The 25,416-nt window shown below is 67.8% G+C and carries 26 protein-coding genes; 20 read left to right on the forward strand and 6 right to left on the reverse strand.

The genetic code is table 11. The features are described from left to right. Positions 1-19: 19 nt before the first annotated feature. From atpB to ABC337_RS14340, 11 genes are all read left to right on the forward strand, one after another. A complete protein-coding gene (gene atpB / locus ABC337_RS14290; protein ID WP_146337178.1) occupies positions 20-820 on the forward strand; it encodes a F0F1 ATP synthase subunit A in 801 nt (266 codons plus the stop codon). 80 nt (positions 821-900) lie between these two features. After that, positions 901-1,119 (forward strand): ATP synthase F0 subunit C, encoded by a 219-nt coding sequence (gene atpE / locus ABC337_RS14295; protein ID WP_003804776.1) that lies wholly within the window; start codon positions 901-903, stop codon positions 1,117-1,119. Positions 1,120-1,173: 54 nt separating this feature from the next. Continuing rightward, the gene (locus ABC337_RS14300; RefSeq protein ID WP_364134739.1) at positions 1,174-1,725 is read left to right on the forward strand and encodes a F0F1 ATP synthase subunit B; all 552 of its coding nucleotides are present in this window, start codon (positions 1,174-1,176) and stop codon (positions 1,723-1,725) included. After that, entirely contained in the window at positions 1,725-2,549 is an 825-nt protein-coding gene (locus ABC337_RS14305; protein ID WP_412883408.1) for a F0F1 ATP synthase subunit delta, read from the forward strand. Before ABC337_RS14300 ends, ABC337_RS14305 begins: the two co-directional genes overlap by 1 nt. A gap of 87 nt (positions 2,550-2,636) precedes the next feature. Continuing rightward, positions 2,637-4,274, forward strand: coding sequence for a F0F1 ATP synthase subunit alpha (gene atpA, locus ABC337_RS14310; RefSeq protein WP_290257405.1), 1,638 nt, complete (start codon positions 2,637-2,639; stop codon positions 4,272-4,274). A 76-nt stretch (positions 4,275-4,350) separates the two neighbouring features. Beyond that, entirely contained in the window at positions 4,351-5,244 is an 894-nt protein-coding gene (locus ABC337_RS14315) for a F0F1 ATP synthase subunit gamma (protein ID WP_412883407.1), read from the forward strand. Positions 5,245-5,326: 82 nt separating this feature from the next. After that, the gene (atpD, locus tag ABC337_RS14320) at positions 5,327-6,781 is read left to right on the forward strand and encodes a F0F1 ATP synthase subunit beta (RefSeq protein WP_290257407.1); all 1,455 of its coding nucleotides are present in this window, start codon (positions 5,327-5,329) and stop codon (positions 6,779-6,781) included. A 1-nt stretch (position 6,782) separates the two neighbouring features. Next, on the forward strand, positions 6,783-7,067 hold the full coding sequence (locus tag ABC337_RS14325; RefSeq protein ID WP_412883406.1) for a F0F1 ATP synthase subunit epsilon: 285 nt from the start codon (positions 6,783-6,785) through the stop codon (positions 7,065-7,067). Between the two features lie 10 nt (positions 7,068-7,077). Then, on the forward strand, positions 7,078-7,509 hold the full coding sequence (locus tag ABC337_RS14330) for a DUF2550 domain-containing protein (protein WP_412883405.1): 432 nt from the start codon (positions 7,078-7,080) through the stop codon (positions 7,507-7,509). 5 nt (positions 7,510-7,514) lie between these two features. Then, positions 7,515-8,885 (forward strand): alpha/beta hydrolase, encoded by a 1,371-nt coding sequence (locus ABC337_RS14335; protein ID WP_412883404.1) that lies wholly within the window; start codon positions 7,515-7,517, stop codon positions 8,883-8,885. After that, entirely contained in the window at positions 8,867-11,380 is a 2,514-nt protein-coding gene (locus ABC337_RS14340; protein WP_412883403.1) for a rhomboid family intramembrane serine protease, read from the forward strand. The genes ABC337_RS14335 and ABC337_RS14340 overlap by 19 nt, the downstream gene beginning before the upstream one ends. A gap of 94 nt (positions 11,381-11,474) precedes the next feature. Here ABC337_RS14340 and ABC337_RS14345 read toward each other — a convergent pair whose 3' ends face one another. Continuing rightward, positions 11,475-11,678, reverse strand: a complete 204-nt coding sequence (locus tag ABC337_RS14345) for a cold-shock protein (RefSeq protein WP_003804766.1) — start codon at positions 11,676-11,678, stop codon at positions 11,475-11,477. Positions 11,679-11,963: 285 nt separating this feature from the next. Beyond that, the gene (gene nucS, locus ABC337_RS14350) at positions 11,964-12,659 is read right to left on the reverse strand and encodes an endonuclease NucS (RefSeq protein ID WP_290257414.1); all 696 of its coding nucleotides are present in this window, start codon (positions 12,657-12,659) and stop codon (positions 11,964-11,966) included. A gap of 77 nt (positions 12,660-12,736) precedes the next feature. On the opposite strand from nucS, the gene ABC337_RS14355 reads away from it, so the two are divergent. Together ABC337_RS14355 and ABC337_RS14360 are read left to right on the forward strand one after the other, a co-directional pair. Continuing rightward, the gene (locus tag ABC337_RS14355) at positions 12,737-13,081 is read left to right on the forward strand and encodes an ATP/GTP-binding protein (RefSeq protein WP_412883402.1); all 345 of its coding nucleotides are present in this window, start codon (positions 12,737-12,739) and stop codon (positions 13,079-13,081) included. A gap of 52 nt (positions 13,082-13,133) precedes the next feature. Continuing rightward, the gene (locus ABC337_RS14360; RefSeq protein WP_412883401.1) at positions 13,134-13,928 is read left to right on the forward strand and encodes an alpha/beta hydrolase; all 795 of its coding nucleotides are present in this window, start codon (positions 13,134-13,136) and stop codon (positions 13,926-13,928) included. 4 nt (positions 13,929-13,932) lie between these two features. Here ABC337_RS14360 and ABC337_RS14365 read toward each other — a convergent pair whose 3' ends face one another. Next, the gene (locus ABC337_RS14365) at positions 13,933-15,108 is read right to left on the reverse strand and encodes an AI-2E family transporter (protein WP_412884912.1); all 1,176 of its coding nucleotides are present in this window, start codon (positions 15,106-15,108) and stop codon (positions 13,933-13,935) included. Between the two features lie 297 nt (positions 15,109-15,405). Between ABC337_RS14365 and ABC337_RS14370 the strand changes: the two genes are divergently transcribed. From ABC337_RS14370 to ABC337_RS14390, 5 genes are all read left to right on the forward strand, one after another. Continuing rightward, entirely contained in the window at positions 15,406-17,271 is a 1,866-nt protein-coding gene (locus tag ABC337_RS14370) for a DUF8094 domain-containing protein (RefSeq protein WP_412883400.1), read from the forward strand. Positions 17,272-17,305: 34 nt separating this feature from the next. Next, complete coding sequence (locus tag ABC337_RS14375) at positions 17,306-18,304, forward strand: tetratricopeptide repeat protein (RefSeq protein WP_412883399.1); 999 nt, start codon at positions 17,306-17,308, stop codon at positions 18,302-18,304. Beyond that, entirely contained in the window at positions 18,304-19,404 is a 1,101-nt protein-coding gene (locus ABC337_RS14380; RefSeq protein WP_412883398.1) for an NADH:flavin oxidoreductase/NADH oxidase, read from the forward strand. Before ABC337_RS14375 ends, ABC337_RS14380 begins: the two co-directional genes overlap by 1 nt. A 21-nt stretch (positions 19,405-19,425) precedes the next feature. Then, positions 19,426-19,773 carry a DUF3039 domain-containing protein gene (locus tag ABC337_RS14385; protein ID WP_290257420.1) on the forward strand — a complete coding sequence of 116 codons (348 nt, stop codon included), beginning with the start codon at positions 19,426-19,428 and terminating at the stop codon, positions 19,771-19,773. A gap of 98 nt (positions 19,774-19,871) precedes the next feature. Next, positions 19,872-21,656 (forward strand): DEAD/DEAH box helicase, encoded by a 1,785-nt coding sequence (locus ABC337_RS14390; RefSeq protein ID WP_412883397.1) that lies wholly within the window; start codon positions 19,872-19,874, stop codon positions 21,654-21,656. A gap of 113 nt (positions 21,657-21,769) precedes the next feature. Here the strand turns inward: ABC337_RS14390 and ABC337_RS14395 are convergent, their stop codons facing one another. The 3 genes from ABC337_RS14395 to ABC337_RS14405 all read right to left on the reverse strand — a co-directional run bounded on the left by ABC337_RS14395 (position 21,770) and on the right by ABC337_RS14405 (position 24,185). Beyond that, positions 21,770-22,135, reverse strand: coding sequence for a hypothetical protein (locus ABC337_RS14395; protein WP_412883396.1), 366 nt, complete (start codon positions 22,133-22,135; stop codon positions 21,770-21,772). Positions 22,136-22,217: 82 nt separating this feature from the next. Next, positions 22,218-22,856, reverse strand: coding sequence for an isochorismatase family protein (locus ABC337_RS14400; protein ID WP_412883395.1), 639 nt, complete (start codon positions 22,854-22,856; stop codon positions 22,218-22,220). Beyond that, positions 22,857-24,185, reverse strand: coding sequence for a nicotinate phosphoribosyltransferase (locus tag ABC337_RS14405; protein WP_290257424.1), 1,329 nt, complete (start codon positions 24,183-24,185; stop codon positions 22,857-22,859). It lies immediately after the preceding gene. Between the two features lie 268 nt (positions 24,186-24,453). On the opposite strand from ABC337_RS14405, the gene clpS reads away from it, so the two are divergent. After that, the gene (gene clpS / locus ABC337_RS14410) at positions 24,454-24,819 is read left to right on the forward strand and encodes an ATP-dependent Clp protease adapter ClpS (RefSeq protein WP_290257425.1); all 366 of its coding nucleotides are present in this window, start codon (positions 24,454-24,456) and stop codon (positions 24,817-24,819) included. Then, positions 24,812-25,372 (forward strand): DUF2017 domain-containing protein, encoded by a 561-nt coding sequence (locus ABC337_RS14415; RefSeq protein WP_290257426.1) that lies wholly within the window; start codon positions 24,812-24,814, stop codon positions 25,370-25,372. Before clpS ends, ABC337_RS14415 begins: the two co-directional genes overlap by 8 nt. Positions 25,373-25,416 lie beyond the last annotated feature (44 nt).

The raw sequence follows: 25,416 nt of genomic DNA on the forward strand, positions 1-25,416 counted from the left end.
ACTGCAGAGAGGAAACGCGTTGATCGCGCTTGCGCTCCCGGCCCAAGATTCAGGAGAGTTTACTCCTCCCGGAATTGAACAAATGCACCTGCCGGCAATCCTGCCCTGGGGTGCTGCCGAAGGATTCTCCAAGCAGATGCTGCTGGTGATCCTCTCGGTCGTCATTATCGCCACCTTCTTCGTGTTGGCCGCGCGGAAGCAGCAGCTCGTTCCGGGCAAGCTGCAGTTCGCCGGCGAGGCCGCCTACGGTTTCGTCCGGAACGGCATCGCCAAGGACATCATCGGCGGCAAGGACTTCATCAAGTACGTCCCGCTGCTGTTCAGCCTGTTCTTCTTCATCCTGGTGAACAACATCTACGGCGCCATCCCGGTGATCCAGCTCCCGAGCTTCTCCCACGTCGGCGGCGCCTACGTGCTGGCGGCCATCGTCTACGTGACCTGGATTGCCATCGGCATCAAGAAGAACGGCCTGAAGTACTTCAAGCTGGCCACGGTCCCCAGCGGCGTGCCGGTCTACATTCTTCCGATCGTTATCCCGATCGAGATCATCTCCAACTTCCTGGTCCGCCCGGTGACGCACAGCCTCCGTCTGTTCGCCACCATGCTGGCCGGCCACCTGATCGTGATGATCGCCGGTTCCGGTATCGAGTTCCTGGTCATGCAGGAGAACGTCCTGCTCAAGGGCGCCTCGGTTCTGGTCCTCGCCGGCTCGCTGGCGATGTACATGCTGGAGGCGCTGATCATGGCGCTGCAGGCGTACGTCTTCACGCTGCTGACCGCGATCTACATCGAAGGCGCACTGCACGCCGACAGCCACTAAGGCTCCAACAGACTTCCCCTCCGGGGGATGAAGCAACCCAAACAACCTGCCACACGGGTGGCATCTTGAAAGGAAGAAAAATGGAAGGCTCCATCAACGGCTCCCTCAACCTCATCGGCTACGGCCTCTCCGCCATCGGCGGTGGTATCGGTGTGGGTCTCGTGTTCGCTGCTTACATCAACGGCGTTGCACGTCAGCCGGAAGCCCAGCGCGTCCTGCAGCCGATCGCATTCCTCGGCCTCGCGCTGACTGAAGCCCTCGCCATCCTCGGCCTGGTCTTCGCATTCGTTCTCAAGTAAACCTTCAGAACACCAGCGAACATCCAGAACCGAGTAGATAAGGACGGGTGAAATATGAAGCAGCTGATCATCTCAGCCGCCAGCGAGGCCGGGTCCAACCCCCTCGTTCCCAACATCTGGGAAATGTTTGTCGTCCTCGTAGGCTTTGCTGTCCTCCTTTACATCGTGACGAAGTACGTTGTCCCGATGTTCGAGAAGAACTTCGCAGAGCGTGCCGAGGCGATTGAGGGCGGCATTGCCAAGGCCGAGAAGGCCCAGGCTGAGGCCACTGCGGCACTCGAAGAGTACAAGCAGCAGCTGACGGATGCCCGCACCGAGGCCAACCGCATCCGCGAGGAAGCCCGTGCCGAAGGCGCCCAGATCCTGGCGGATCTGAAGGAGAAGGCAGCTGCTGAGTCTGCCCGCATCACCGCCCAGGCACACGCCCAGATCGAATCCGAGCGTCAGGCGGCCGTTGTGTCCCTGCGCGCGGAGGTCGGCACGCTGGCCACCACGCTGGCAAGCCGGATCGTCGGCGAGGCCCTCACCGACGATGCACGTTCGGCCCGCGTGGTCGATCGTTTCCTGGCAGATCTGGAGAACCAGAGCGCAGGTGCAGCTAAGTAATGGCAGGTGTATCGAGCGAATCGCTGACCGCGGCACTCGCCGCGTTGGAGCCCACGCTTCCCAACGCGTCGCTGCAGTTGGCTAAGGAACTCTTCGGAATCCTGGGAACGGTGGACAGCTCAGCTGGCCTGCGCCGCGCCCTGACCGACCCGTCCCGCACCGGCAGCGAGAAGTCGGCGCTGGTCACGCAGCTGTTCAGCGGAAAAGTCTCCGCTGACGCCGTGCAGATCGCGAGCGGACTGGCCGGCTCACGCTGGGCATCGGCCCGCGACATCGGCGATGCACTCGAGACCCTGGCCGCCACGGTGGTCATTGCCGTTGCTGAAAACAAGTCGGCAGTCTCTGCCTCGGGCCTCAGCGGACTGGAGGAGCTGGAGAACGACCTCTTCAGCTTCAACCGGGCCGTCGACGCCAGCCACGAGGTTCAGCGTGCCTTGTCCGAGCCGCAGGCGAGCCAGGCAGCCAAGGCTGCCCTTGCAGCCAAGCTCGTCCCCGGTGCCAGCGAGGAAGCCAAGGTCCTCATCGGCCAGGCCGTCGCGCAGCCCCGAGGACTCAAGGTCACCCGGCTCGTCAGCCGTTTTGCGGAGCTTGCAGCCAAGCGCCAGCAGCGCTGGATTGCCACGGTCAGCGTCACCCGTCCGCTGACGGAGGCACAGGCCGGCCGGTTGCAGACGGCGCTCAACGCCCTCTACGGCCGCGAGCTGAAGCTCAACATGAACATTGACCCGGCACTGATCGGTGGAATCCGGATCCAGGTTGGTGACGAAGTGGTTGACGCTTCGGTCCTCGCCCGCCTGGGCCAGCTCCAGCGACAGCTTGCCTAGTCAGCCGGACAAGCACAACTTACCGACAAGAAACCCCGGTCATCGTGAGCAACGATGATCACGAAAACAGGAGAGCAGGGACTGCAGATGGCCGATTTGACCATCAACGCCGACGACGTCCGTAATGCGTTGAACGAGTTCGCGGCGTCCTACGAACCCGGTAACGCAGAGCGCGTAGAGGTTGGCCGTGTAACGACCGCAGGTGACGGCATCGCCCGTGTTGAGGGCCTCCCCTCGGTCATGGCGAACGAGCTGCTTCGCTTCGAAGACGGCACGCTGGGCCTCGCCCAGAACCTCGACGTCCGCGAGATCGGCGTCATCGTCCTCGGTGACTTCAAGGGCATCGAAGAAGGCCAGGAAGTGCACCGCACCGGACAGGTTCTGTCCGTACCCGTGGGCGACGCCTTCCTCGGCCGCGTGGTTGACCCGTTGGGCCAGCCGATTGACGACCTCGGCGAGATCAAGGCCGAGACCACCCGTGCCCTGGAACTCCAGGCCCCGGGCGTGACCCAGCGTAAGTCGGTCCACGAGCCGATGCAGACCGGCCTGAAGGCCATCGACGCGATGATCCCGATCGGCCGCGGCCAGCGCCAGCTGATCATTGGTGACCGCCAGACCGGCAAGTCCGCCATCGCGATCGACACCATCATCAACCAGAAGGCCAACTGGGCTTCGGGCGATGTGAACAAGCAGGTCCGCTGCATCTACGTCGCCATCGGCCAGAAGGCGTCCACCATTGCGGCGGTCCGCCAGACCCTTGAGGACAATGGCGCGCTGGAGTACACCACCATCGTGGCGTCCCCGGCATCCGACCCGGCCGGCTTCAAGTACCTGGCACCGTACGCCGGTTCGGCCATCGGCCAGCACTGGATGTACGGCGGCAAGCACGTCCTCATCGTGTTCGATGACCTGTCCAAGCAGGCCGAAGCCTACCGCGCCGTGTCGCTGCTGCTGCGCCGCCCGCCGGGACGCGAAGCCTACCCGGGCGACGTCTTCTACTTGCACTCCCGTCTGCTGGAGCGTTGTGCAAAGCTCTCCGACGAACTCGGTGCAGGTTCCATGACCGGTCTGCCGTTGATCGAGACCAAGGCGAACGACGTGTCCGCCTACATCCCGACCAACGTCATCTCGATCACCGACGGCCAGATCTTCCTGCAGTCGGACCTCTTCAACGCCAACCAGCGTCCCGCCGTCGACGTCGGTGTCTCCGTGTCCCGCGTCGGTGGCGCCGCGCAGGTGAAGTCGATGAAGAAGGTCTCCGGTACCTTGAAGCTGGAACTGGCCCAGTACCGCGACATGCAGGCCTTCGCCATGTTCGCCTCGGACCTGGATGCGGCTTCCCGCCAGCAGCTGACCCGTGGCGCACGCCTGATGGAACTGCTGAAGCAGGGCCAGTACTCGCCGTTCCCGGTCGAGGACCAGGTCGTTTCCATCTGGGCCGGCACCAACGGCTACCTCGACGACGTTCCGGTTGAGGACATCAACCGCTTCGAGACCGAGTTCCTGGAGCACCTCAAGCACAAGTCCTCCATCCTGACCACGCTGGCGCAGACCAACGTGATGAGCGACGACACCGCAGAAGCACTGAAGACCGCGATCGTGGACTTCAAGAAGGGCTTCTTCGGCGAGGGCGACAGCCTGCTGGTCGGTGCGGGGCACGAGGAGTACGCCCCGATCGATGAAGACCAGGTCGACCAGGAAAAAATCGTCAAGCAGAAGCGCTAGTTCCGTAGGCCGGGACTGCCGGACCCCTCGAGGGTCCGGCAGTCCCGGCCCAACGGAAGCTTAGGAAAGGATAAGTATGGGAGCCCAGATTCGGGTCTACCGCCAGAAGATCAGCTCGACCACGTCGATGCGCAAGATCTTCAAGGCGATGGAACTGATCGCTACCTCGCGCATCGGCAAGGCCCGCGCACGCGTAGCGGCTTCACTGCCTTACGCAAACGCGATTACGCGTGCCGTTTCTGCTGTCGCAAGTCAGAGCGAAATCGACCACCCGCTGGTGACCGAGCCGGAGCAGATCCGCCGGGCCGCCGTGCTGGTCGTCACCTCCGACCGCGGCCTCGCCGGGTCCTACTCCGCGACCGTGCTCAAGCAGGCCGAAGGCCTCGTCGAGCTGCTCCACGAGGAGGGCAAGGACGTCAAGATGTACCTGATGGGCCGCAAGGCCCAGGCGTACTTTGATTTCCGGAACCGTCCCTACGAGCGGGTCTGGACCGGCAACACGGACGCTCCGCAGTTCGAGACCGCACGTGAGGTGGGCGAGGCCCTCCTGGCCGACTTCGCCGAGGTCTACGAAGAGGGCGGTGTGGACGAGATCCACGTCGTCTACACGCGGTTCAAGTCCATGGTGACGCAGGAACCGACGGTCATCCGTCTGCTCCCGCTGGAGGTCGTCGAGGAACAGGCTGCCTCCGAGTCGGAGTTGCTGCCGCTCTACGAATTCGAACCGGAGACGGAGCAGGTCCTCGATGCCCTGCTGCCGCGCTACATCGAATCACGCATCTTGGCCGCCATGTTGCAGGCCGCAGCTTCCGAGCTCGCAGCCCGCCAGCGCGCGATGAAGTCCGCCGGCGACAACGCCACGGAGCTCATCAAGAAGTACACGCGTCTGCGCAACACTGCCCGCCAGGCTGAAATTACGCAGGAGCTTTCCGAGATTGTGGCAGGCGCCGACGCACTGAACGCGTCCTAGCCTGCCCGTCACGGGCCCAGCTGTACCTGCACCACAGAACGAACTTAACCGCCCACGCCATCTACTGAGTGAAGTGAGAGAGATGACTGCCACTGCTACCGAACACGTAGCCGCGACGTCCGGTGCCACCGGCCGTATTGCACGTGTTATTGGCCCGGTTGTCGACGTCGAATTCCCGGCTGACGCAATCCCCTCGATTTACAACGCTCTCACCACCGAGATTTCTCTCAACGGTGAGACCAAGACCATCACCTTCGAAGTTGCGCTGCACCTCGGCGACAACCTCATCCGCGCCATCTCGCTGCAGGCGACCGACGGCCTGGTCCGCGGCACCACCGTGGTCGACACCGGTGCCCCGATCTCCGTGCCCGTCGGCGACGGCGTCAAGGGCCACATCTTCAACGTCCTGGGCCAGCCCCTGGACGTTGCGGAGTCCGAACTGCAGGTCTCCGAGCGCTGGCCGATCCACCGCAAGGCCCCCGCCTTCGCGACCCTCGAGGGCTCCACCGAGATGCTCGAGACCGGCATCAAGGTCATCGACCTCCTCACCCCGTACATCAAGGGTGGAAAGATCGGCCTGTTCGGCGGCGCCGGCGTCGGCAAGACCGTGCTGATCCAGGAAATGATCACCCGTGTTGCCCGCAACTTCGGTGGTACCTCGGTATTCGCCGGCGTGGGTGAGCGCACCCGTGAAGGCAACGACCTTTGGGTCGAAATGGAAGAGGCAGGCGTCCTCAAGGACACCGCCCTTGTCTTCGGCCAGATGGATGAGCCGCCGGGAACGCGTCTGCGCGTCGCCCTGTCCGCCCTGACCATGGCGGAGTACTTCCGCGATGTGCAGAACCAGGACGTGCTGCTCTTCATCGACAACATCTTCCGCTTCACCCAGGCAGGCTCCGAGGTTTCCACCCTCCTCGGCCGCATGCCGTCCGCCGTGGGCTACCAGCCCAACCTGGCCGATGAGATGGGCCTCCTGCAGGAGCGCATCACCTCGACCAAGGGCCACTCCATCACCTCGATGCAGGCCATCTACGTTCCCGCAGATGACTACACCGACCCGGCTCCGGCAACGACCTTCGCACACCTCGACGCGACCACGGAACTCTCCCGTGAAATCGCTTCCCGTGGTCTGTACCCGGCCGTTGACCCGCTGACGTCGACCTCGCGCATCCTGGATCCGCAGTACATCGGCAACGACCACTACAACACGGCCGTCCGCGTGAAGCAGATCCTGCAGAAGAACAAGGAACTCCAGGACATCATCGCCATCCTCGGTGTCGATGAGCTCTCCGAAGAGGACAAGATCGTCGTGTCGCGTGCACGCCGTATCCAGCAGTTCCTCTCGCAGAACACCTACACCGCCAAGCAGTTCACCGGCGTCGAGGGCTCCACCGTGTCCATCAAGGACACCGTGGAAGGCTTCGCGGCGATCTGCGACGGCGAGCTGGACCACATCGCAGAGCAGGCGTTCTTCAACGTCGGCGGCCTGGATGACGTCGAGCGCCAGTGGGCCAAGATCCAGGAACAGACCAAGTAATATGGCTGAGCTTGAGGTTGAGATTGTCGCAGCGGACCACTTCGTGTGGTCCGGAGCGGCCAAGATGGTCAAGGCCCGCACCAGCGATGGTGAAATCGGAATCCTGCCCGGCCACTCGCCCCTGCTGGCGATTCTGGCCGAAGGTGAACTGGCCATCGAGCCTGTTTCCGGTGACCGCATCGCAGTGGACGTTGACGGCGGATTCTTCTCCGTCGACAACAACCGCGTGGTGATCGTGGCCGACAACGCCCAGATGGGTGATGCGGCTACTGCGGGGATCCGCTAGCCCTACCTTGATGGACGATACTGGTCTTCCGTTCATCATCCTGGCAACGGCGTTTGCGTTGCTGGTCTTTACACTGTGCCTCTCCGGGGTGCGCCGCATCAATCTGCGGCGCGCCCTGGGCACGGTGGACGCCTCCATTTGCGTAGCTGGAAACAGCTGGCAGATGGGGGTTTGTCGTTATCAGGACAACGACCTTGAGTGGTTCCGTCTTGCCTCCCTGAGCGTCCGTCCGAAATACACCTTCCGCCGCAGCTCCCTGGAGCTGATCGGCCGGCGTCCGCCCACCGAAACCGAACTGGTGAAGGTGCAGCCGGAGTCGGTGATCGTCGAACTGCGCTACGAGGGCCGGGACGTCCTGCTGGCCATGCGCTTCGACGCGTACACCGGGCTCTCTTCCTGGCTTGAGGCCGGCCCCGTCATCGGCGTCGGCACCTGGCGCTAACCGCCTTGGACTTCATCGAAGACATCCGGCTGGTGGACGGGCCGGTCCTCTGGGCTGCCTGGGCTGCGGCGGCCGCCGGCGCCGCCTACCTGCTCTGGAAGAGCGGCCGCCGGCACACCCCCGGGGCGACGGCGGTGGTCGTCGGTTCTGCCCTGCTGCTGGGCGCCGGGCTGGTCGCCGGAGTGCACCTCCTCCTGATCTACGTCCTGTCCGTCTTCCCCGAGGAACTGCCCTGGGAGACACTCGCCTGGAGCGTTCCCGGCGTCGCGGCCCTGCTGTTCTGGCTGCTCCGGCTGCACGGCATCTGGGGCCGCCGGCCCTTCCTGGCCGCCATCCCCGGACCGGTCGTTCCGGTGGTGCACCGGATACGAGCCACCGCAGTGGCCACGGCCGCCCTGCTGGGCGTGCTGCTCCTCTCCGCCGTCCAGATCAACGCCTACTTCGGCCTCAATCACACCGTGAGCGACCTGACCGGCACCGCCGTCGCGCGCATTCCGGTGCTGGAGGACGCGTTGCGCAAGCAGCCCGGGGGAGCCGCCGCGGTTCCGTTGGCCGAGTGGACCGCCCCGAACGGCCTGCCGCCGGACGGCACGGTCCGCAAGGCCACCATTCCCGGCACGGCGTCGGGCTTCCAGAGCCGCGACGCCTACATCTACTTCCCGCCGGCCTACCGCGGCACGCCCCGGCCCGCGCTGCCCGTCCTGGTCCTCGTCTCGGGCCAGCCCGGGGCCCCGGCCGACTGGCTGACCGGCGGCGCCCTGCGCAGCCGCATGGACCGCTTCGCCGCGGACCACGGCGGTGTGGCCCCGATCGCGGTGGTGGTGGACCCCAACGGGTCCGCCTCCGGCAACACGCTCTGCATGGACAGCCGCATCGCCAAGGCCGACACCTTCCTCTCCCGCGACGTGCCGGACTGGATCCGTGCCACCCTCGACGTCGACGCCGACCCGCACCAGTGGGCCGCCGGCGGATTTTCCTACGGTGCCACCTGTGCCATGGAGATGGTGACGCGCCACCCCGAGGTGTACAGCGCCGCCCTGGCGTTCTCCAGCGAAAAGGAGCCGTCCCTGGCCAAGGAACGCCGCAAGACCATCGATGCCTCCTTCGGCGGCGACACCGCGGCCTTCGAGGCACAGACCCCGCTGCGCCTGATGCAGGAACGCCGGTACGAGGGCAAAGCCGTGTATTTCGGTGCCGGTGAACGCGACCCCGAGTTCATCGAGTACATGGCCCTGCTCGCCGGGGCCGCACGGAAGGCCGGCTTCACCGTGGAGGACCACCGGATCGCCAACGCCGGGCACTCCTGGGAAGCGGCCTCACGCGGCATGCCCGGCGGCCTGGACTTCCTCGCCCAACGATGGGGGATCAAGCGGTGAGCGGGTTGCGCGGCATCCTCCGGCAGGCCCGTCAGCTCCCCGTCACCCTGTCGGTCCTGGCGCTCTTCCTCTTCGCCGGAGCGGCCACCGGCAGCTTCCTTGCCGGCCCGCCGGAGCCGCTCCTGGACTTTGCCTCCGTCAGCGTCCAGGGGCTGCAGGCGGGGCACTGGTGGACCATGTTCACCTCGCTGTTCTTCGCGACCAACCCGCTGGCCTACCTCGCTGCGTCGCTGATGATCCTTGGCCTGATGGGCGTGGCCGAGCGGCGGGTGGGCTCCCTGCGCACGGCCGTGTTTTTCCTCGTCGGCCAGTTCGCCGCGGTGTCCCTGTTCCTGCTGGTCACCCAACTGGCGCGCTACGCCGGGGACGGCTGGCTGGGCCTGATGGTCGATGCCCCGCTGATAGGACCCTACGCGGCGATCCTCGCCGTGGCCCTGGCCGCCTGCGGGTTGCTGCCCACCCTCTGGCAGCGCCGGCTGCGGACCGCGGTGCTTTCCGTGGCGCTGCTGCTGGTGCTGTACGTGGGCCACCCCGAGACGGTGGTAGGCCTCTCCGGCGCCGTGGTCGGCCTGCTGGCCGGGTGGTGGCTGCAGGGGGACATGGGCACCCTGCAGCGGCACCGTTCCACAGGGCGAGAGACCCGGAACCTGCTCTCGCTCACCGTGGCGATCTTCGCCGTCGGGCCGATCCTGACCGCGGTGGTACGGACCGCGAACGGGCCGCTGGCCTTGCTGCGCGACGTCGTACTCAACCCGCTGCCCACGCTGAACCAGCTGGAGCAGAACTGCGGCGGCGCCGTGGATGCCTCGTGCCTGGAGGCGGGCCGGCTGGGCTTCGCCGGGCCGCTGGGCCTGGCCCTGGCCGTGGTGCCGGTGGTCCTCCTGCTCATCTGCGCCGACGGCATGCGGCACGGGCGGCAGCTCGCGCTGCGGATCGCCATCCTGGTCCAGCTGGGCGTGACGGCGCTGGCCGCGGTCTACCTGGCCCTCTTCGCCCGCATCCCGCATTACCCCAACCGGCCGCACACGGCCATCATGGGCTCGGGCTTCGTGCACATCCTGCCGCTCGCGGCGGTGCCGCTGGCGCTGGTACTGCTGCTGTTCGCCAACCGCCGGCTGTTCCGGGTCGAAACCACCCGGCGTGCCCGGCGGACCCTGGCCGTGACCGTGGGCGGAACCTTCCTCGTCCTGGCCGGCGCGTACACCGGCGCCTGGTTCGCCGCCGGGGGACTGGAGCGCGACGGCGGCTGGCTGGGCCTGGCAGCCGAGCTGGCGCGGCAGTACTTGCCCTTGCCGATTCCGGGGACCTACAACCGGGTCTTCCAGGACCGGAACCCCGTGGAGGCCTTCCTCTTCGCCTACTCCGGCATCGCCTTCTGGGTGGTGGCGCTGGCCGGTGTCTGGCTGGTGCTGCTGCGCCGGGCGCACGGGACCGACGCCGGCCACGGCGACCGCGAGGTGGCACGCCGGCTGGTGCACCAGGGCGGCGACTCGCTTTCTTGGATGGCGCTCTGGGAGCCGAACAAATTCTGGTTCAACCAGGCCGCCCGCGGCGCGGTGGCCTACCAGCAGCACAACAATGTGGCGCTGACCCTCGGCGGTCCGCTTGGCCTCGCGGCGAACCGGCTGGACACCGCCGCCGGGTTCCTGGACTTCTGCGCCGACAACGCCCTGATCCCGTGCTTCTACTCCTGCACGGACGAAATCTGGCCGCTGCTTCAGTCCCGTGGTTTCCGGCGGCTGGCGGTTGCCCAGGAGACGCGCCTGGGCCTGCAGGAGCTGACCTTCAAGGGCAAGGAGTGGCAGAACGTCCGCACAGCGATGAACCGGGCAACCAAGACCGGCGTACACGCCGTCTGGGGCCGCTACCGGGACTTCTCGCCGGCGTTGCGCGCGCAGCTCAGCGAGGTGTCGGAGGAATGGGCGGCCCGGAAGTCCGTTCCCGAGATGGGCTTCACGCTGGGAGGCCTGGACGAGCTGATGGACGACGAGGTGCTGTGCTGCCTTGCCGTGGACGCGGAGGGCCGGGTGCAGGGCGTCACCAGCTGGCTCCCCGTGTACGACGGCGGGGCGCTTGTCAGCTGGACCCTGGACTTCATGCGGCGCCGCGGCGACGCCTTCCCGGGGGTGATGGAGTTCCTGATCGCCTCCGCGGTGACGGAACTGCGCGACTCGGTGGATGTCATTTCCCTCTCCGGATCGCCGCTGGCACGCGACGAATCACGCGACGAATCCCGCGACGGGGACTCCGACGGTGCCGGCGGCGAGGGCCTGGCGGGGATCCTGGATGTGGTGGGCCGGGCGCTGGAGCCGGTCTACGGCTTCCGCTCGCTGGCGACGTTCAAGTCCCGCTTCAAACCCGAGTACCGCACGCTCTACCTGTACTATCAGGACCCGCTGCAGCTTCCCGCCATGGGCCGGGCGCTCAGCCGGGCGTACCTGCCCGACCTGTCCGTGCGCCAGAGCGCCCGCCTGCTGCGGACGCTCGTCCGCTAGCGGGACGGCGGCCCGCAAAAAAATGATCCCCGGCAAAAGCCGGGGATCATTTTCTTTAGCCGGGAATGCTTCTAACGCATTCCTGAAGGCTTAATTAGACAACCGTGACGCCGGTGGCCTGGGGGCCCTTGGCACCCTGGCCGATTTCGAACTGAACGCGCTGGTTCTCATCGAGGGTCTTGAAGCCGCCGGTCTGGATTTCGGAGTAGTGGACGAAGACGTCGCCGTCGGAGTCATCCGGGGTAATGAAGCCGAAGCCCTTTTCAGCGTTAAACCACTTGACGGTTCCCTGAGCCATTTAATTCTCCTCATTTTCGAACTTGAGAAAGTCCGGCGCACCTTACGCCGGGCTTGGTCACTCCGCGGGAAGAACCTTTGGCATCCGCCCGGGACTCCGGGTTTCGGCGTCAGGAGCTTCACGCTCGCAACATGTCTTGCGAGCATGAAAAACACCTACACAAAGACTGCTCTAAGAATTTCATGCCCCCACAGTCAGGTCAACGGGCGCGGCTGATAAATCCACAAATTTTATGTAACAAGCTGGTGAACCAATTGGTGCGGGATTGGGGTGCAATTGCGGGGCTTAGAACAGCCGGGATTCGCTGTCGTCCACACCGCGCATCGCGTCATAGTCCAGGGTGACGCAATCAATGCCGCGGTCGGTGGCCAGGACCCTGGCCTGCGGCTTGATCTGCTGCGCGGCAAAGATTCCGCGGACGGGAGCCAGGAGCGGGTCGCGGTTGAGCAGTTCAAGGTAGCGGGTGAGCTGTTCGACGCCGTCGATGTCGCCACGGCGCTTGAGCTCGATGGCGACGGTGCCGCCGTTCGCGTCGCGGGCCAGGATGTCCACCGGCCCGATCGCGGTGAAGTATTCGCGGCGGATCAGCGAGAATCCCTCGCCCAGGGTCTCGATCTGGTCAGCCAGCAGGCGCTGCAGGTCCGCCTCGACGCCGTCCTTGATCAGTCCGGGGTCCTGGCCAAGGTCGTGCGAAGTGTCATGGAGCTGTTCGTGGATGTTGATGATCAGCCGGTCGTCCGTCTTGGTGGACTGCACGGTCCACTGCTCGATCACGCCGACCTCGACGTCGACCTCGTCCGGGGTGGACACGCGGAGCCGGGCGGGCGGGCTCATCCAGTTCAGCGGCTTGTAGGAACCGCCGTCGGAATGGACCAGCACGGAGCCGTCCGCCTTGACCACCAGCAGGCGGGTGGCGAGGGGGAGGTGGGCCTTGAGCCGGCCGACATAATCAACGGAGCAACGGGCTATCACTAAACGCACCCGGTCAACACTACCGGCAGCGGGGAGGCGCCGCGGCGTGGACACCGTCCTGGGACCCGCTGGGGCAGAATGGGATCATGCCCCGTTCCAACCGACCCCGCCGCCCCGCCCCGGGCAACGGGGGCGCCCGGCAGCCCGGCAAGCACGGCGGGCCGGTGCCCGAGCTGGACCTGGAGCGCGCCCGGACCGGGATCGCCCGCCGGGAAAGCGCCCCGGACGGTGAATGGATGGTCCGGTCCATCTCGGCCAGCCGCGCCGGCAAGACCTACGTCTGCCCTGGCTGTCTGCATGCCGTCCCGCCCGGAACCCCGCATCTGGTGGTCTGGTCCGAGGACCATCTCTTCGGTGCCGCCGCCGGGCTGGCCGAACGGCGCCACTGGCACAGCAACTGTTGGACCTCGCGCACGTACCGGTACCGCTAAACGGGCGCTATCCCTGCCGGGGCCGGCCCGGCGCTTCGCTAAGCTGGAGGGCATGACTTTCGACCCGGCCTCGTACGACTTCACCCAGCCCGCCGCCCCGACCCCCATCCGGGCCGCCACGGTGCTGCCGGCACGGCGGGAGAACATCGAGCTGCGCACGGCGGACGGCCACCTGCTGGTGGGCGAACTCGCCCTGCCGGAGTCCGGCGAGGTCCGGGCCACCCTGATCACCCTGCATCCGCTGCCCACGCACGGCGGCTTCATGGACTCGCACGTCTACCGCAAGGCCTCCTACCGGCTGCCGGCCCTGGCCGGCGTCGCCGTGCTGCGCTTCAACACCCGCGGGACAGCCTCGCCCCGGGGAACCAGCGGCGGCAGCTTCGAGGAGGGAATCGGCGAACGGATGGACGTCGAGGCGGCGGTGCGGTTCGCGGTGGACCGCGGCCTGCCGAACCGCTGGCTGGTGGGCTGGTCCTTTGGCACCGAGCTGGCGCTCATGTACGGCGCGGTGGAACCGGTGGCCGGTGAGATCGAGGGCGCCATCCTGCTCTCGCCGCCGCTGCACCGCGCCACGGACGTGCACCTCAAGGAGTGGGCGGAGGCGGGCAAGCCGCTCAAGGTGCTGGTCCCCGAACACGACGACTACCTGCAGCCGGCCGCCGCAGCCGAACGCTTCGCCCTGGTGCCGCAGGCCGACGTCGTCGGCGTCGACGGCGCCAAGCACCTCTGGGTGGGGGAGAAGCACGCCGGGCGGGTGCTCAACGAGATCGTTGCCGAGGTCCTGCCGGGCGCGGCGGAGCCGCTCCCCGAGGAGTGGGACGGCCCAGTGGCCACGGCCCACGCCTGAGTGGTTAGTGCTTGTCCTGGCGGACGATGAAGATTTCCTTGACCAGGAGCATGATGGCCGCGGCCGTCGGGATCGCGATCAGCGCGCCGAGCACACCCAGCAGGCTGCCGCCGGCAATCACCGAGATGACCGCCACCGCGCCGGGCACCGCCACGGCCTTCTGCATGATGCGCGGCGAGACGAAGTAGGCCTCGAACTGCAGGTAGGCGAAGTAGCAGATCGCGAAGACGACGGCGGTCTGCCAGCCGGCGGTCAGGGCGATCAGGGTCACCAGGATGCCGGCGATCATGCCGCCGACCAGGGGGATGAAGGCCAGCAGCGCCACGACGAAGGCGAGCAGCACCGCGAACGGCACGCCCACGATGGTCATCACGATGAAGGCGAAGAGCGCGTTGAGCAGTGCCACGCAGACCTGGCCGATGACGTAGTTGCCGACCGAGCCGGTGATCTCCTCGGACAGGGCCTCCACGCGCGGCCGGCGGGACCGCGGGGCCAGGCGGTAGCCCCACATCTTCATCGAGGGCATCGCGGAGAGGAAGTACAAGCTCAGCACCAGGACGATCAGCGCGCCGAAGAGGCCGTTGGCGATGGTGGAACCGACGCCCACCACGCCGCCGAAGATCCCGCCCATCGCGTCCGGGTTGTTGACGAACTTCTCGAGCTCCTGCGTAATCCGGTCCCGGACGCCGAACTGGCTGTCGAGGCTGCGGAAGAAGTCCGAGTCGATGAAGTCCTGGATCCACTTCGGGGCTTCCTGGACGATCTGGGTCACCTGGGCCACGATGGTCGGGATCAGGGTGGCGAAGAACCCGGCGACGGCCAGGGCCAGGACGGCGACCGAGACCAGGATGCCGGCCGGCCGGGGAACCTTCCGCTTCTCCAGCCAGCGCACCACGGGGTCGAGGCCGAGGGCGATGAAGAGCGCCGTCAGGATCCAGAGCAGCAACTGGGTGATGTTGGAGCCGATCCAGTAGACCAGCAGGGCCACGCCGACGCCCACGGTTCCCATGAAGCCGACGTAGAGCGGGTGCTGCGCGGAAATCCGCGGCCCGGGACGGCCGAAGCGGGTTTCCTCGGTGTCATCAATGTCCGCGTCGGCGTCGTCCAGGTGCTCCGGAGGCATCTCGAAGCGCAGCCGGGGCTGGGCGCCCGGCAGGGGCTGGCGCAGGCGGCGGGCCATGGCGGCCAGGAACCCGGCCGGAGCCTGGGCCGGCCGTGCGACGGATTCCGGGGGAGCTGCCTGTCCTGAGGGGGACGAATCCGTGGGGTCAGTCACTGCGCTGCAAGCCTTTTTCTCTCAATTTTCCCCGGAATTCCGCGGCTGCGGGGCCGGTGTGACGATCACCGCAAACACTATCAGCAGCCTTGCTAGCGGGCGGATCGACGGGCCGGAGCGGGCCGGAAAAGGGGCTTGACAAGATGCCCGATCTGACTCTGAGGTAACAAAACGGTTACTCTTAAAACTACGTGTCCGCTGATGATAGGTAATATTTTGCGTTTCAAGACTGCAGTTGCACTTGTGCTGCTCGGCCTCCTGACACTGCTGGCGGGGATCGGGCAGAAGACGATCTGGGCTCCGCCGGCGACGGTGACGGCCAGCGTCCCGGCCAATGGCACCCCCGCGCCGCTGACGGTGGTCGACCAGAAGCTGCGCACCCTGCACGGCGGCACGGTCAAGATCCACGTCAAGGGTGAAGGCAACTTCCTGCTGGCCTCCGGCCGCCCCGACGACGTCAACGCCTGGGTGGGCAAGACGGCCCACAACACCATTTCCGGCCTCTCCGAAGACCGCAAGTCACTGACGGTCGAGCACGCCGACGGCGAGGCCACCGCGCCGTCGCCCGCCGGTTCGGACCTCTGGGTCACCACCGAGAACGCCAACGGCGAGCTGGACTACTCGTGGACCCCGCCGGCCGACGGCGACTGGTCGCTGCTGCTGGCCACCGACGGCACCAAGGCTGCCCCCTCGGACATTTCGATGACCTTCCCCAATGACACCTCCACGCCGTGGGCCATCCCGCTGATGGTCATCGGCGGCCTGCTGGTGGTCGGTGGCGTCGCCCTGCTGGTCCTGAAGCCCAAGCAGCGCGCGCCGCGCTCCGGCACCCCCGGCGACGGCGGCTCCGGCTCCGACAACGACGGCTCCGGCTCCGATAACCCGGAATCCGACGCTGTCGAGCCCAACGAAGCCACTGCCGGCAGCGCCTTCGCACGCCGGGCCCGGGCCCGCGCCGCCGACCGGTCCAAGACCCGGGAAGCCGGCTCCACCCCGGCCGCAGGGGACACCGGACGGGCACCCCGCACCGCGACCACGTCCACCCGCCGCCGCGCCGCGGGAGCGGCCGTGGCCCTGCTGACCGCCACCGCCGTCGCCGGGACGGGCGTTGCCGCCCAGGCCAGCCAGTCGCCGTCGCCCGCCCCGAGCGGGAGCACCGGTACGGCCGCCCCCTCCGCCGGCGGTACCCCGATTCTGCTGGACGCCCAGTTCCGCCGGATCCTGGAACAGGTCTCCGCGGCCACGGACGCCGGTGACGCCGCCAAGGACGCCGCCAAGCTCGCCCCGCGCGTCGGCGGCACCGAACTCGAGGTCCGCACGCAGAACTACAAGATCCGTTCGCAGGTGGGCAGCTACGAATCCCGGATGCCCGTGCGCGCCACCAAGTTGCTGACCACTGTGGTGAGCTCCAAGCGCGACTGGCCCCGCTCCGTCATGGCCGTCACCCAGGGTGACGGCAACGTGGTTCCGCAGCTGCTGACGCTGGTCCAGGCGTCCCCGCGCGAAAACTACAAGCTGGTGGGCGCGACGCCGCTGCAGCCCGGAACCACCTTCCCCGCGATCAACCGCGGCGGCACCGAGACGCTGGGCGCCGACGACAAGTCCGGCCTGCTCTACAGCGGCCAGGAGGCCCTGGCCGGCCTGGGCGACCGCCTGACCAACGCCGACTCGGCCTTCAAGGACAAGCTCGCCGAGGGCCAGTCCTCGCCGTACATCGCTGACACCCTGGCCTACCAGGCCGACGTGGTGAAGTCCGGTGCCAACGGAAACTTCGCCTTCACCCACAAGGCCGTTCCCGAGGACACCGTGGTGTTCCGCACCGCCGACGGCGGGGCCCTGGTCCTGGGCCGGCTCAACTTCGGTTTCGACGGCACGCCGAAGAACTCCGGCGACAAGCTGACCATCGGTGATGATGCCGCGGCCCTGGCCGGCGGCAAGGAAACCAGCACCGGTATGGTCCTGAACTTCGCGGAGTCCGTGGCGGTCTACGTGCCGCCGGCGGGGTCCAAGGATCCGATGAAGCTGGTGGCCGCCACCCGCGGCCTGGTCGGGGCAAGCTTCAAGTAGGCCCGGCGGCGGGCGGAGTCGATAGAGTGGTTCCATGACTTCGCCCGCATCCCGCCCGGTCCCGCCCGCAGCCGCAAACCCGATCAACCTGCGGGGCGCCGTCGATCTTTCCTCGCTGAAGCAACGCCCCGCACCGCCGGCCGGACCGGGGTCGTCGCATGCCGGGAGCGCCCAGCCCGGATCCGCCCAGCAGCCGGCGGAAGGCGGCGCCGCCCCGCTGCGCGTCAACGTCACCGAGGCCAACTTCCAGGACCTGGTGGACCTCTCCGCCCGGGTACCTGTCGTCATCGCCATGTGGGCCGCGTACTCACCCGGGTCCGGCGATCTGGTGGACGCCCTCGAGCAGATCGTCACCAGCTACGAGGGCCGTCTGGTCCTCGGCGCCGCCGACATCGAGGCCTTCCCGCAACTGGCCCAGGCGTTCCAGGTGCAGGCCGTTCCCACGGCCGTCGCCGTGGTGAAGGGCCAGCCCGTGCCGCTCTTCCAGGGCGGCGCCGACGAGCAGCAGGTCCGCAGCCTCTTCGATGAACTCCTCAAGGTCGCCGCGGCCAACGGCGTCACCGGCCGTATCGGCGGCGGTCCGGGCGCCGGGGAGGCCGAGGCCCCGCCGCTGCCCCCGCTGCACCAGAAGGCCTTCGACGCGATCGAGGCCGGCGACTTCGACGGCGCGGCCGCCGCGTACCGCCAGGCCCTCACCGAGATGCCCGCCGACGCCGACGCCAAGGTGGGACTGGCGCAGGTTGAGCTGATGGGACGCCTGCAGGCGCTGTCCACCGAGGACGCCGACGCCGTCCGTGCCAAGGCCGCGGAGGAACCGGACAACCTGGACGTTCAGCTGGCCGTCGCCGACCTCGACGTCGCCGGCGGGCACGTGGAGGACGGCCTGGGCCGGGTGGTGGCCTTCATCGGCCGGAACTTCGGACCGGAACGGGAGACCGCCCGGGTGCGCCTGCTGGAACTCTTCGACGTCGTCGGCGCCACCGACGAGCGCGTGGCCAAGGCCCGCCAGAACCTCGCCCGGGTGCTGTTCTAATGGCGTCCGCACTCTTCAGCCCGCTGACCCTGCGCTCCCTGCGGCTCGAACACCGCGGCTGGGTCTCGCCGATGTGCCAGTACAGCTGCGAACCCGACACCGCCGAGGGCGTCCCCACCGACTGGCACCTGATGCACCTCGGATCTTTCGCCACCGGGGGAGCGGCCATGATCCTCACCGAGGCGGCAGCCGTCAACTCCGCCGGGCGGATCAGCCCGCGGGACGCCGGCCTCTATAACGACGCCCAGGCCGAATCCTGGACCAGGATCGTGGACTTCGTGCACCGGCACGGCACCGCGGAGACGAAGATCGGCACCCAGCTCTCGCACGCCGGCCGCAAGGCGTCCAGCTACTGGCCGTTCTCCGGCAAGACCGGCACCGTCCCGGCCTCCGAGGGCGGCTGGGACCCGGTGGGTCCGGGCACCGGTGCCTTCGACGGCTACGCGCCGCCGTCGGCCATGACCGGAGCCGAGATCGAGGGCGTGATCGCCGACTTCGTTTCCTCCGCCCGGCGGGCGGTGGAGGTGGGCTTCGACACCATCGAAATCCACGGAGCGCACGGCTACCTGCTGCACCAGTTCCAGAGCCCGCTGATCAACGACCGCACCGACGAATGGGGCGGCGACGAGGCGGGCCGGAACCGGCTCATGCTGGCCGTGGTGGACGCGGTGCGCGGGGTCATTCCGGACTCGATGCCGCTGCTGCTGAGGATCTCCGCCTCGGACTGGGCCGAGGGCGGCGTGGACGCCGAAGCCTCCGTCCGGCTCGCCCGCGCCGCCTCCGAGCGCGGCGTGGACCTGGTGGACGTCTCCAGCGGCGGCGCCGTGGCGCACCAGTCGATTCCGGTGGGTCCCGGCTACCAGACCGGGTTCAGCGCCAAGATCCGCCGCGAGGCCGGCGTCAAAACTGGCACGGTGGGATTACTCACCTCCGCCGGCCAGGCGGAACACGCCGTGGCGACCGGCCAGGCCGACGGCGTGCTGATCGCCCGCGCGGCGCTCCGCGACCCGCATTGGTGGCTGCGCACGGCCTTTGAACTGGGCCACGAGCTGGCCTGGCCGCCGCAGTACGAACGGGCCATGCCCCGGCGGACGTTCTAGCCAGCGGCTAAGATGGAAGCCATGACCAGCATGACGGAACCCCTGACGACGGCCCCCCAGAACGCCTTGGACAACGACCTCGACAATGACCCGATGCGCGAGCTTTCCGGCGCCGGGACGTCCACGGCGACGATCGAGCGTGAGGAACTGCGCCAGGAAGTGGAACCGGGAGACCGGGAGCGCTTCGCGCATTACGTCCGCAAGGAAAAGATCATGGAGTCGGCCCTCTCCGGGGAACCCGTCATTGCCCTCTGCGGCAAGGTCTGGACCCCCGGGCGGGATCCGAAGAAGTTCCCCGTGTGCCCCGAATGCAAAGAGGTTTACGAGGGGCTGCGCCCCGGCGGTGACGACGGCGGCTCCGGCAAGTAGGGCGTGGCATCCGGTTCAACCGAAAAAAGATTGGTGTTTTTGTGCTTAGTGGGGCTTTTCCCGAACCAACAGACGCGTATGGACGGGAGGCCCGCTAAGTGACGGAAACACTGTTCGGCGGTCCCGTGCTGCCGCCCGCGTATCCCGAGCGGGCCGCGTGGGGAACCGCGCCGAAACTGCGTGCCTGGCAGCAGGAGGCGCTGGATAGCTACTTCGCCACCAACCCCCGGGACTTCCTCGCCGTCGCGACCCCCGGGGCCGGTAAGACCACCTTCGCCCTCCGCGTGGCCTCCATGCTGATCGACTCCGGCGTGGTCAACCGCGTGACCATCGTGGCACCCACGGACCACCTCAAGCGCCAGTGGGCGGACGCCGCCGCGAAGGTCGGCATCGCCATCGACCCGAACTTCAAGAACGCCGACGGCCAGCACGGCCGCGGCTTCATCGGCGTCGCCGTCACGTACGCGCAGGTGGCCAGCAAGCCGATGCTGCACCGGGCGAAGACCGAGGCCGCCCGCACCCTGGTGATCCTGGATGAGATCCACCACGGCGGCGAGGCGCTCTCCTGGGGCGACGGGCTCCGCGAGGCCTTCGACCCGGCCGCGCGCCGGTTGTCCCTGACCGGTACCCCGTTCCGCTCGGACACCTCCCCGATCCCGTTCGTCGAGTACGCGGAGGACCGCGACGGCATCCGGCGCTCCAAGGCCGACTACACCTACGGCTACGGCAAGGCGCTGCGCGACCACGTGGTCCGTCCGGTGATGTTCATGGCCTACTCCGGCCAGATGCGCTGGCGCACCAGCGCGGGCGATGAGATGGCTGCCTCCCTCGGCGAGGCCGCCGTGACCAAGGACATCACCTCCCAGGCGTGGCGCACCGCGCTGAACCCGGCGGGCGAATGGATCCCGGCCGTGCTGGCCGGGGCGGACAAACGCCTCAGCGAGGTCCGGCGCACCGTGCCCGACGCCGGCGGCCTGGTCATCGCCACCGACCACGACGACGCGAGGGCCTACGCCGGGCAGCTGAAGCGGATCACGGGTGAATCGCCCACCGTGATCCTCTCCGACGACGCCAAGGCCTCCTCCAAGATCGAGGAGTTCTCCGCCGGGGAGAAGCGCTGGATGGTCGCGGTGCGGATGGTCTCCGAAGGCGTCGACGTGCCCCGCCTCTCGGTAGGCGTGTACGCGACGTCGACCTCCACCCCGCTGTTCTTCGCCCAGGCCGTGGGCCGCTTCGTGCGTGCCCGCAAGCGCGGCGAGACGGCGTCGGTGTTCCTGCCCTCTGTGCCGCAGCTGATGGCGCTGGCGAACTCGATGGAGGCCGAGCGGGACCACGCCCTGGACCGCCCGGAGAAGGAAGACTCGGACGGGCTGTTCAATCCCGAGGATTCGCTGATGGATGAGGCGAACCGCGAGGAGAAGGCCTCGGACACGCTGATGAAGGGCAAGTTCGAGGCCCTGGATTCCCAGGCGTCCTTCGACCGGGTGCTGTTCGACGGCGGCGAATTCGGCACTGGCGGCGAGGTCGGCTCAGAGGACGAGCTGGACTTCCTCGGCATTCCGGGCCTGCTCGACGCCGAACAGGTGGGCACGCTGCTGCGCCAGCGCCAGCACGAACAGCTCAGCCGCAAGAACAAGCGGGGCCCCCAGGCGGCGGCCTCCGAGCCGGCGCCGGCGGTCCCGGACCACCGGATGCTGATGGACCTGCGCACCGAGCTGGCCAAGAACGTCGCCGCCTGGTCCGCCCGGACCGGCACACCGCACGGGGTCATCCACACCAAGCTGCGCACGGTCTGCGGCGGCCCGCCCGTGGCCCAGGCCAACGAGGAACAGCTGCAGAGCCGGCTGCTGAAGCTGCAGGACTGGTTCATCGGCCGGAAGTAGCCGGACGCCCCGTGGAGCCCGGGTGCGCCCGGTGCGCCGGGCGCCCCGGAGTCACGACACGAAAAAGGGACCGGAGTGATCCGGTCCCTTTTTCGTGTCGTTCGGGAGTGCCGTTACTGGTTCGGCTGGCCCGACTGGGCGCCGCCGCCGCACGCCTGGGAGAAGGTCTGGCCGGCCGCGGTGTACTTGGCCTTGAGGTCGTCGAGCTTGCCCTGGTCAGGGTCCTTCTTGGCGGCTTCGTCCAGGTAATCAACAATCGACTGCAGCGGTGCCTGCAGGTCGTCGGAGGCGGTGGCCTGGATCGGGCGGATCTGGTTTGCCAGGCGGGTCATGCCGAACTTGTCCGAGCCGGAGGACGGGGAACTGGTGATCGTCTTGATCCGGTCGCAGGTCTCGGCGGTGGTCATCTTCGGGGCCGAGCAGGCGGCCGCTCCGAGGATGGTCCCGGCGGCGAGCAGGACGGTCAGGGTCTTCTTCATGATGATGTACTCCGGGATTTACTGTTCCGACGTTACTGGCAAGGATTCCGAGTCTACTGTGCGCGGCGCCGAGGCCGCGATCTCAGTCCAGCTCGACGCCGCCGAGTTCCATTTCGGCGAAGGCGTCTTCGAGGTCCTCGGCGATTCCCACAGTCAGGCTGCGCGGGACGGTAACGGTATAGCCCGCCTGGACCGCGTCCAGGGCCGTGGCCTTGACGCAGTAGTCGGCTGCGATCCCCACGACTACAACCTCTTCGACGTCGTGGCTCTGCAGCCAGTCGTCCAGCCCGATCGCGTCCTCGTCCGCTTCCTGGCCGCCGGCGGGGCCGGCCACCGGCAGCGCGCCGGGCGTCCGGTCGCCGGTGGGTACGGCGTCGTCCGGGGCCAGCAGGCCCTCAAAACCGGAGTAGGCGGCCGTGTACTGGCCCTTGCGGAAGTAGGCCTGGATGTACTCGGTGTCCAGGTCCGGGTGCAGCTCCGCCCCGCGGGTACCCGCGACGCAGTGCCGCGGCCAGCTCTCGACAAAGTCAGGAGCGTCCGAGAAGTGCGCACCCGGATCGATGTGCCAGTCCTGGGTGGCCACGACGTGGTCGAACTGCCCGTGGTGGGCGTCGACGTATTCGCTGATCTCCGCGGCCAGCGCCGCGCCGCCCTCAACGGCCAGGGAACCGCCCTCGCAGAAGTCGTTCTGTACGTCGACAATGATCAGGGCGCGGGACATTCAGTCCTCCTCGTAGACGGTGGGGATGGCCGGTTCGCCGCGCTGTAGCCGGTTGACCACGGGCGGAAGTTCGGCCATGGAGGCGGCGTGCCGGTCGCGGGCACGCACCACGCCCTCGGGCCCGGTCCAGCCGGGAAGCAGCTCGCCGTTCTTGATGAACTGCTGCAGCAGCTGGCGGTCGTTGCCGTCGTCCTCGGGCCGGTGGCCGATGCCGACGATCTCCTGGGTCGCGATGCCGCGGTCGTTGAGCCGGCGCAGCGCGTACTTGCGGCCGCCCTTGCTCGCCTTGTTCTTCGCCGCCTTCGCGACCGCGACGAACTCGCCGTCGTCGTTGGTGCGGCTGACGAGCTTGTAGACCAGGCTTGCCGTCGGCGCGCCGGAGCCGGTGACCAGCGAGGTGCCGACGCCGTAGGAATCCACCGGGGCGGACTGCAGGGCCGCGATGGCGAACTCGTCGAGGTCGGAGGTGACGATGATGCGGGTGTTGACGTTGCCGAGGTCATCGAGCAGCTGGCGTACCCACTGGGCCTGGGCCACCAGGTCGCCGGAGTCCAGACGGACGGCGCCGAGCTTGTCCCCGGCGAGGTCGACGGCGGTGCGCACGGCGGCCTCGACGTCGTAGGTGTCCACCAGCAGCGCCGTCCCGGCGCCCATGGAGGCCAGCTGGGCCTCGAAGGCGTCCCGTTCGGTGTCGTGCAGCAGGGTGAAGGAGTGGGCCGCGGTGCCGACGGTCTTGATGCCGTAGCGGCGGCCGGCCTCCAGGTTGGAGGTGCTGGCGAAGCCGGCGATCACGGCGGCGCGGGCGGCGGCGACGGCGGACTCCTCCTGGGTGCGTCGGGAGCCCATCTCCACGCAGGGTCGGGTGCCGGCCGCGGTGATCATCCGGGACGCGGCGGAGGCGATGGCGGAGTCGTGGTTGAGGATCGAGAGGATGTAGGTCTCCAGGACGCAGGCCTCGGCGAAGGTCGACTCGACGATCAGGATGGGGGAGTTGGGGAAGTACGCGTCGCCCTCGGCGTAGCCCCAGATGTCGCCGGAGAAGGAGAAGTCGGCGAGGTACTCCAGGGTCTGCTCGTTGACCACGCCGGTGCTGCGCAGGAAGTCGATTTCCCCGGGGCCGAAGCGGAAGTTCGCGATGCCCTCCAGCAGGCGGCCGGTACCGGCGACGATGCCGTAGCGGCGGCCCTCGGGCAACCGGCGGGCGAAGGCCTCGAACACCGACTTGCGGTGGGCAGCGCCCGAGTGCAGGGCGGCCTGCAGCATGGTCAGCTCGTAATGGTCGGTGTACAAGGACGTGCGGGGGTGGTCCCAGCCGGCGGAGGTGCTCACGAAATTTACTCTAGTCCCCGACGGCTCCCTCGTCTTGCTCCGCTTCGACGCGGGGCCCTCGCCTGTCGGGGGCCCCACCCACTGGCTCCCTCGTCTCGCTCCGCTTCGCCGCGGGGCCCTCGCCATCGGGGCCCCACCCGACGGCTCCCTCGTCTCGCTCCGCTTCTACGCGGGGCCCTCGCCGTCGGGGGCCCACCCACCGGCTCCCTCGTCTCGCTCCGGGGACTCGACCGTAAGCCGGGCTCCGTCATCGCCATAGAATGGACCAATGACCCTCAGCGTTGCGCTTGGCCCCGATACCGAGGCCGGCACCCACACCGGAACGGCGACGTCCACCGACGTCCTGACGGCCCCGGACATCCCCTGGAACCTCGTGATCTGGAACGATCCGGTGAACCTGATGAGCTACGTCAGCTACGTCTTCCGCAGTTACTTCGGCTACTCGGAGGCTAAGGCCACCAAGCTCATGCTGGAGGTCCACAAGAAGGGCCGGTCCATCGTGGCGCACGGCAGCAAGGAACAGGTCGAACAGCACGCGGTGGCCATGCACGGCTACGGCCTCTGGGCCACCGTGGAGAAGGCCAGCGGCGGCCCCGGCAACGGATCGGGTAAGGGCAAGGGAAAACGTGGCTAAGGCATTCAAATACGGCCTCAAGGGCATCACCGGCTACCTCGAACCGGCCGAGCGCGACCTGCTGCGCAGCCTCTTCGACGACGTCATCTCCATGCTGGAGCCGCACGAACGCGCCAATGAGGACCCGCTCGCGGCCCTCGTGGGGTTGGACACGGAGGCGCGCGAACCCTCCGACCGCGCCCTGCGCCGCCTGCTGCCCAACGTCTCCAAGAACGACGCCGAGGCCTCCCTGGAGTTCCGCCGGTACACGGAGCGCTCGCTGCGGGAGAGCAAGATCGGCGCCTTGAAAGCCGCCTCGCTGGGCCTCGACAAAGAGGAACTGGTGCTGACCCCCGCCGACGCCCGGCACTGGTCCACCGCGCTGAACGATGTCCGCCTGGTCCTCGCCGAGCGCCTCGACATCCGCGACGACGCCGACGCCGAACACGTCCACCGGATGCAGGACTGGTCCCAGGCGGAGGATGTCGAAAGCTACCTGGCCCTGGTCTACAACTTCACCACCTGGCTGCAGGAATCCCTGGTCCAGGCGATGCTGGCGTCCCTCGAGGCCTAGGCCGCCCGGCCCTGTACACCCCGCGGCCCGCGGCGTAGCGTGTT

It is taken from the genome of Arthrobacter phoenicis, assembly GCF_047238215.1.
Taxonomy (GTDB): Bacteria; Actinomycetota; Actinomycetes; order Actinomycetales; family Micrococcaceae; genus Arthrobacter.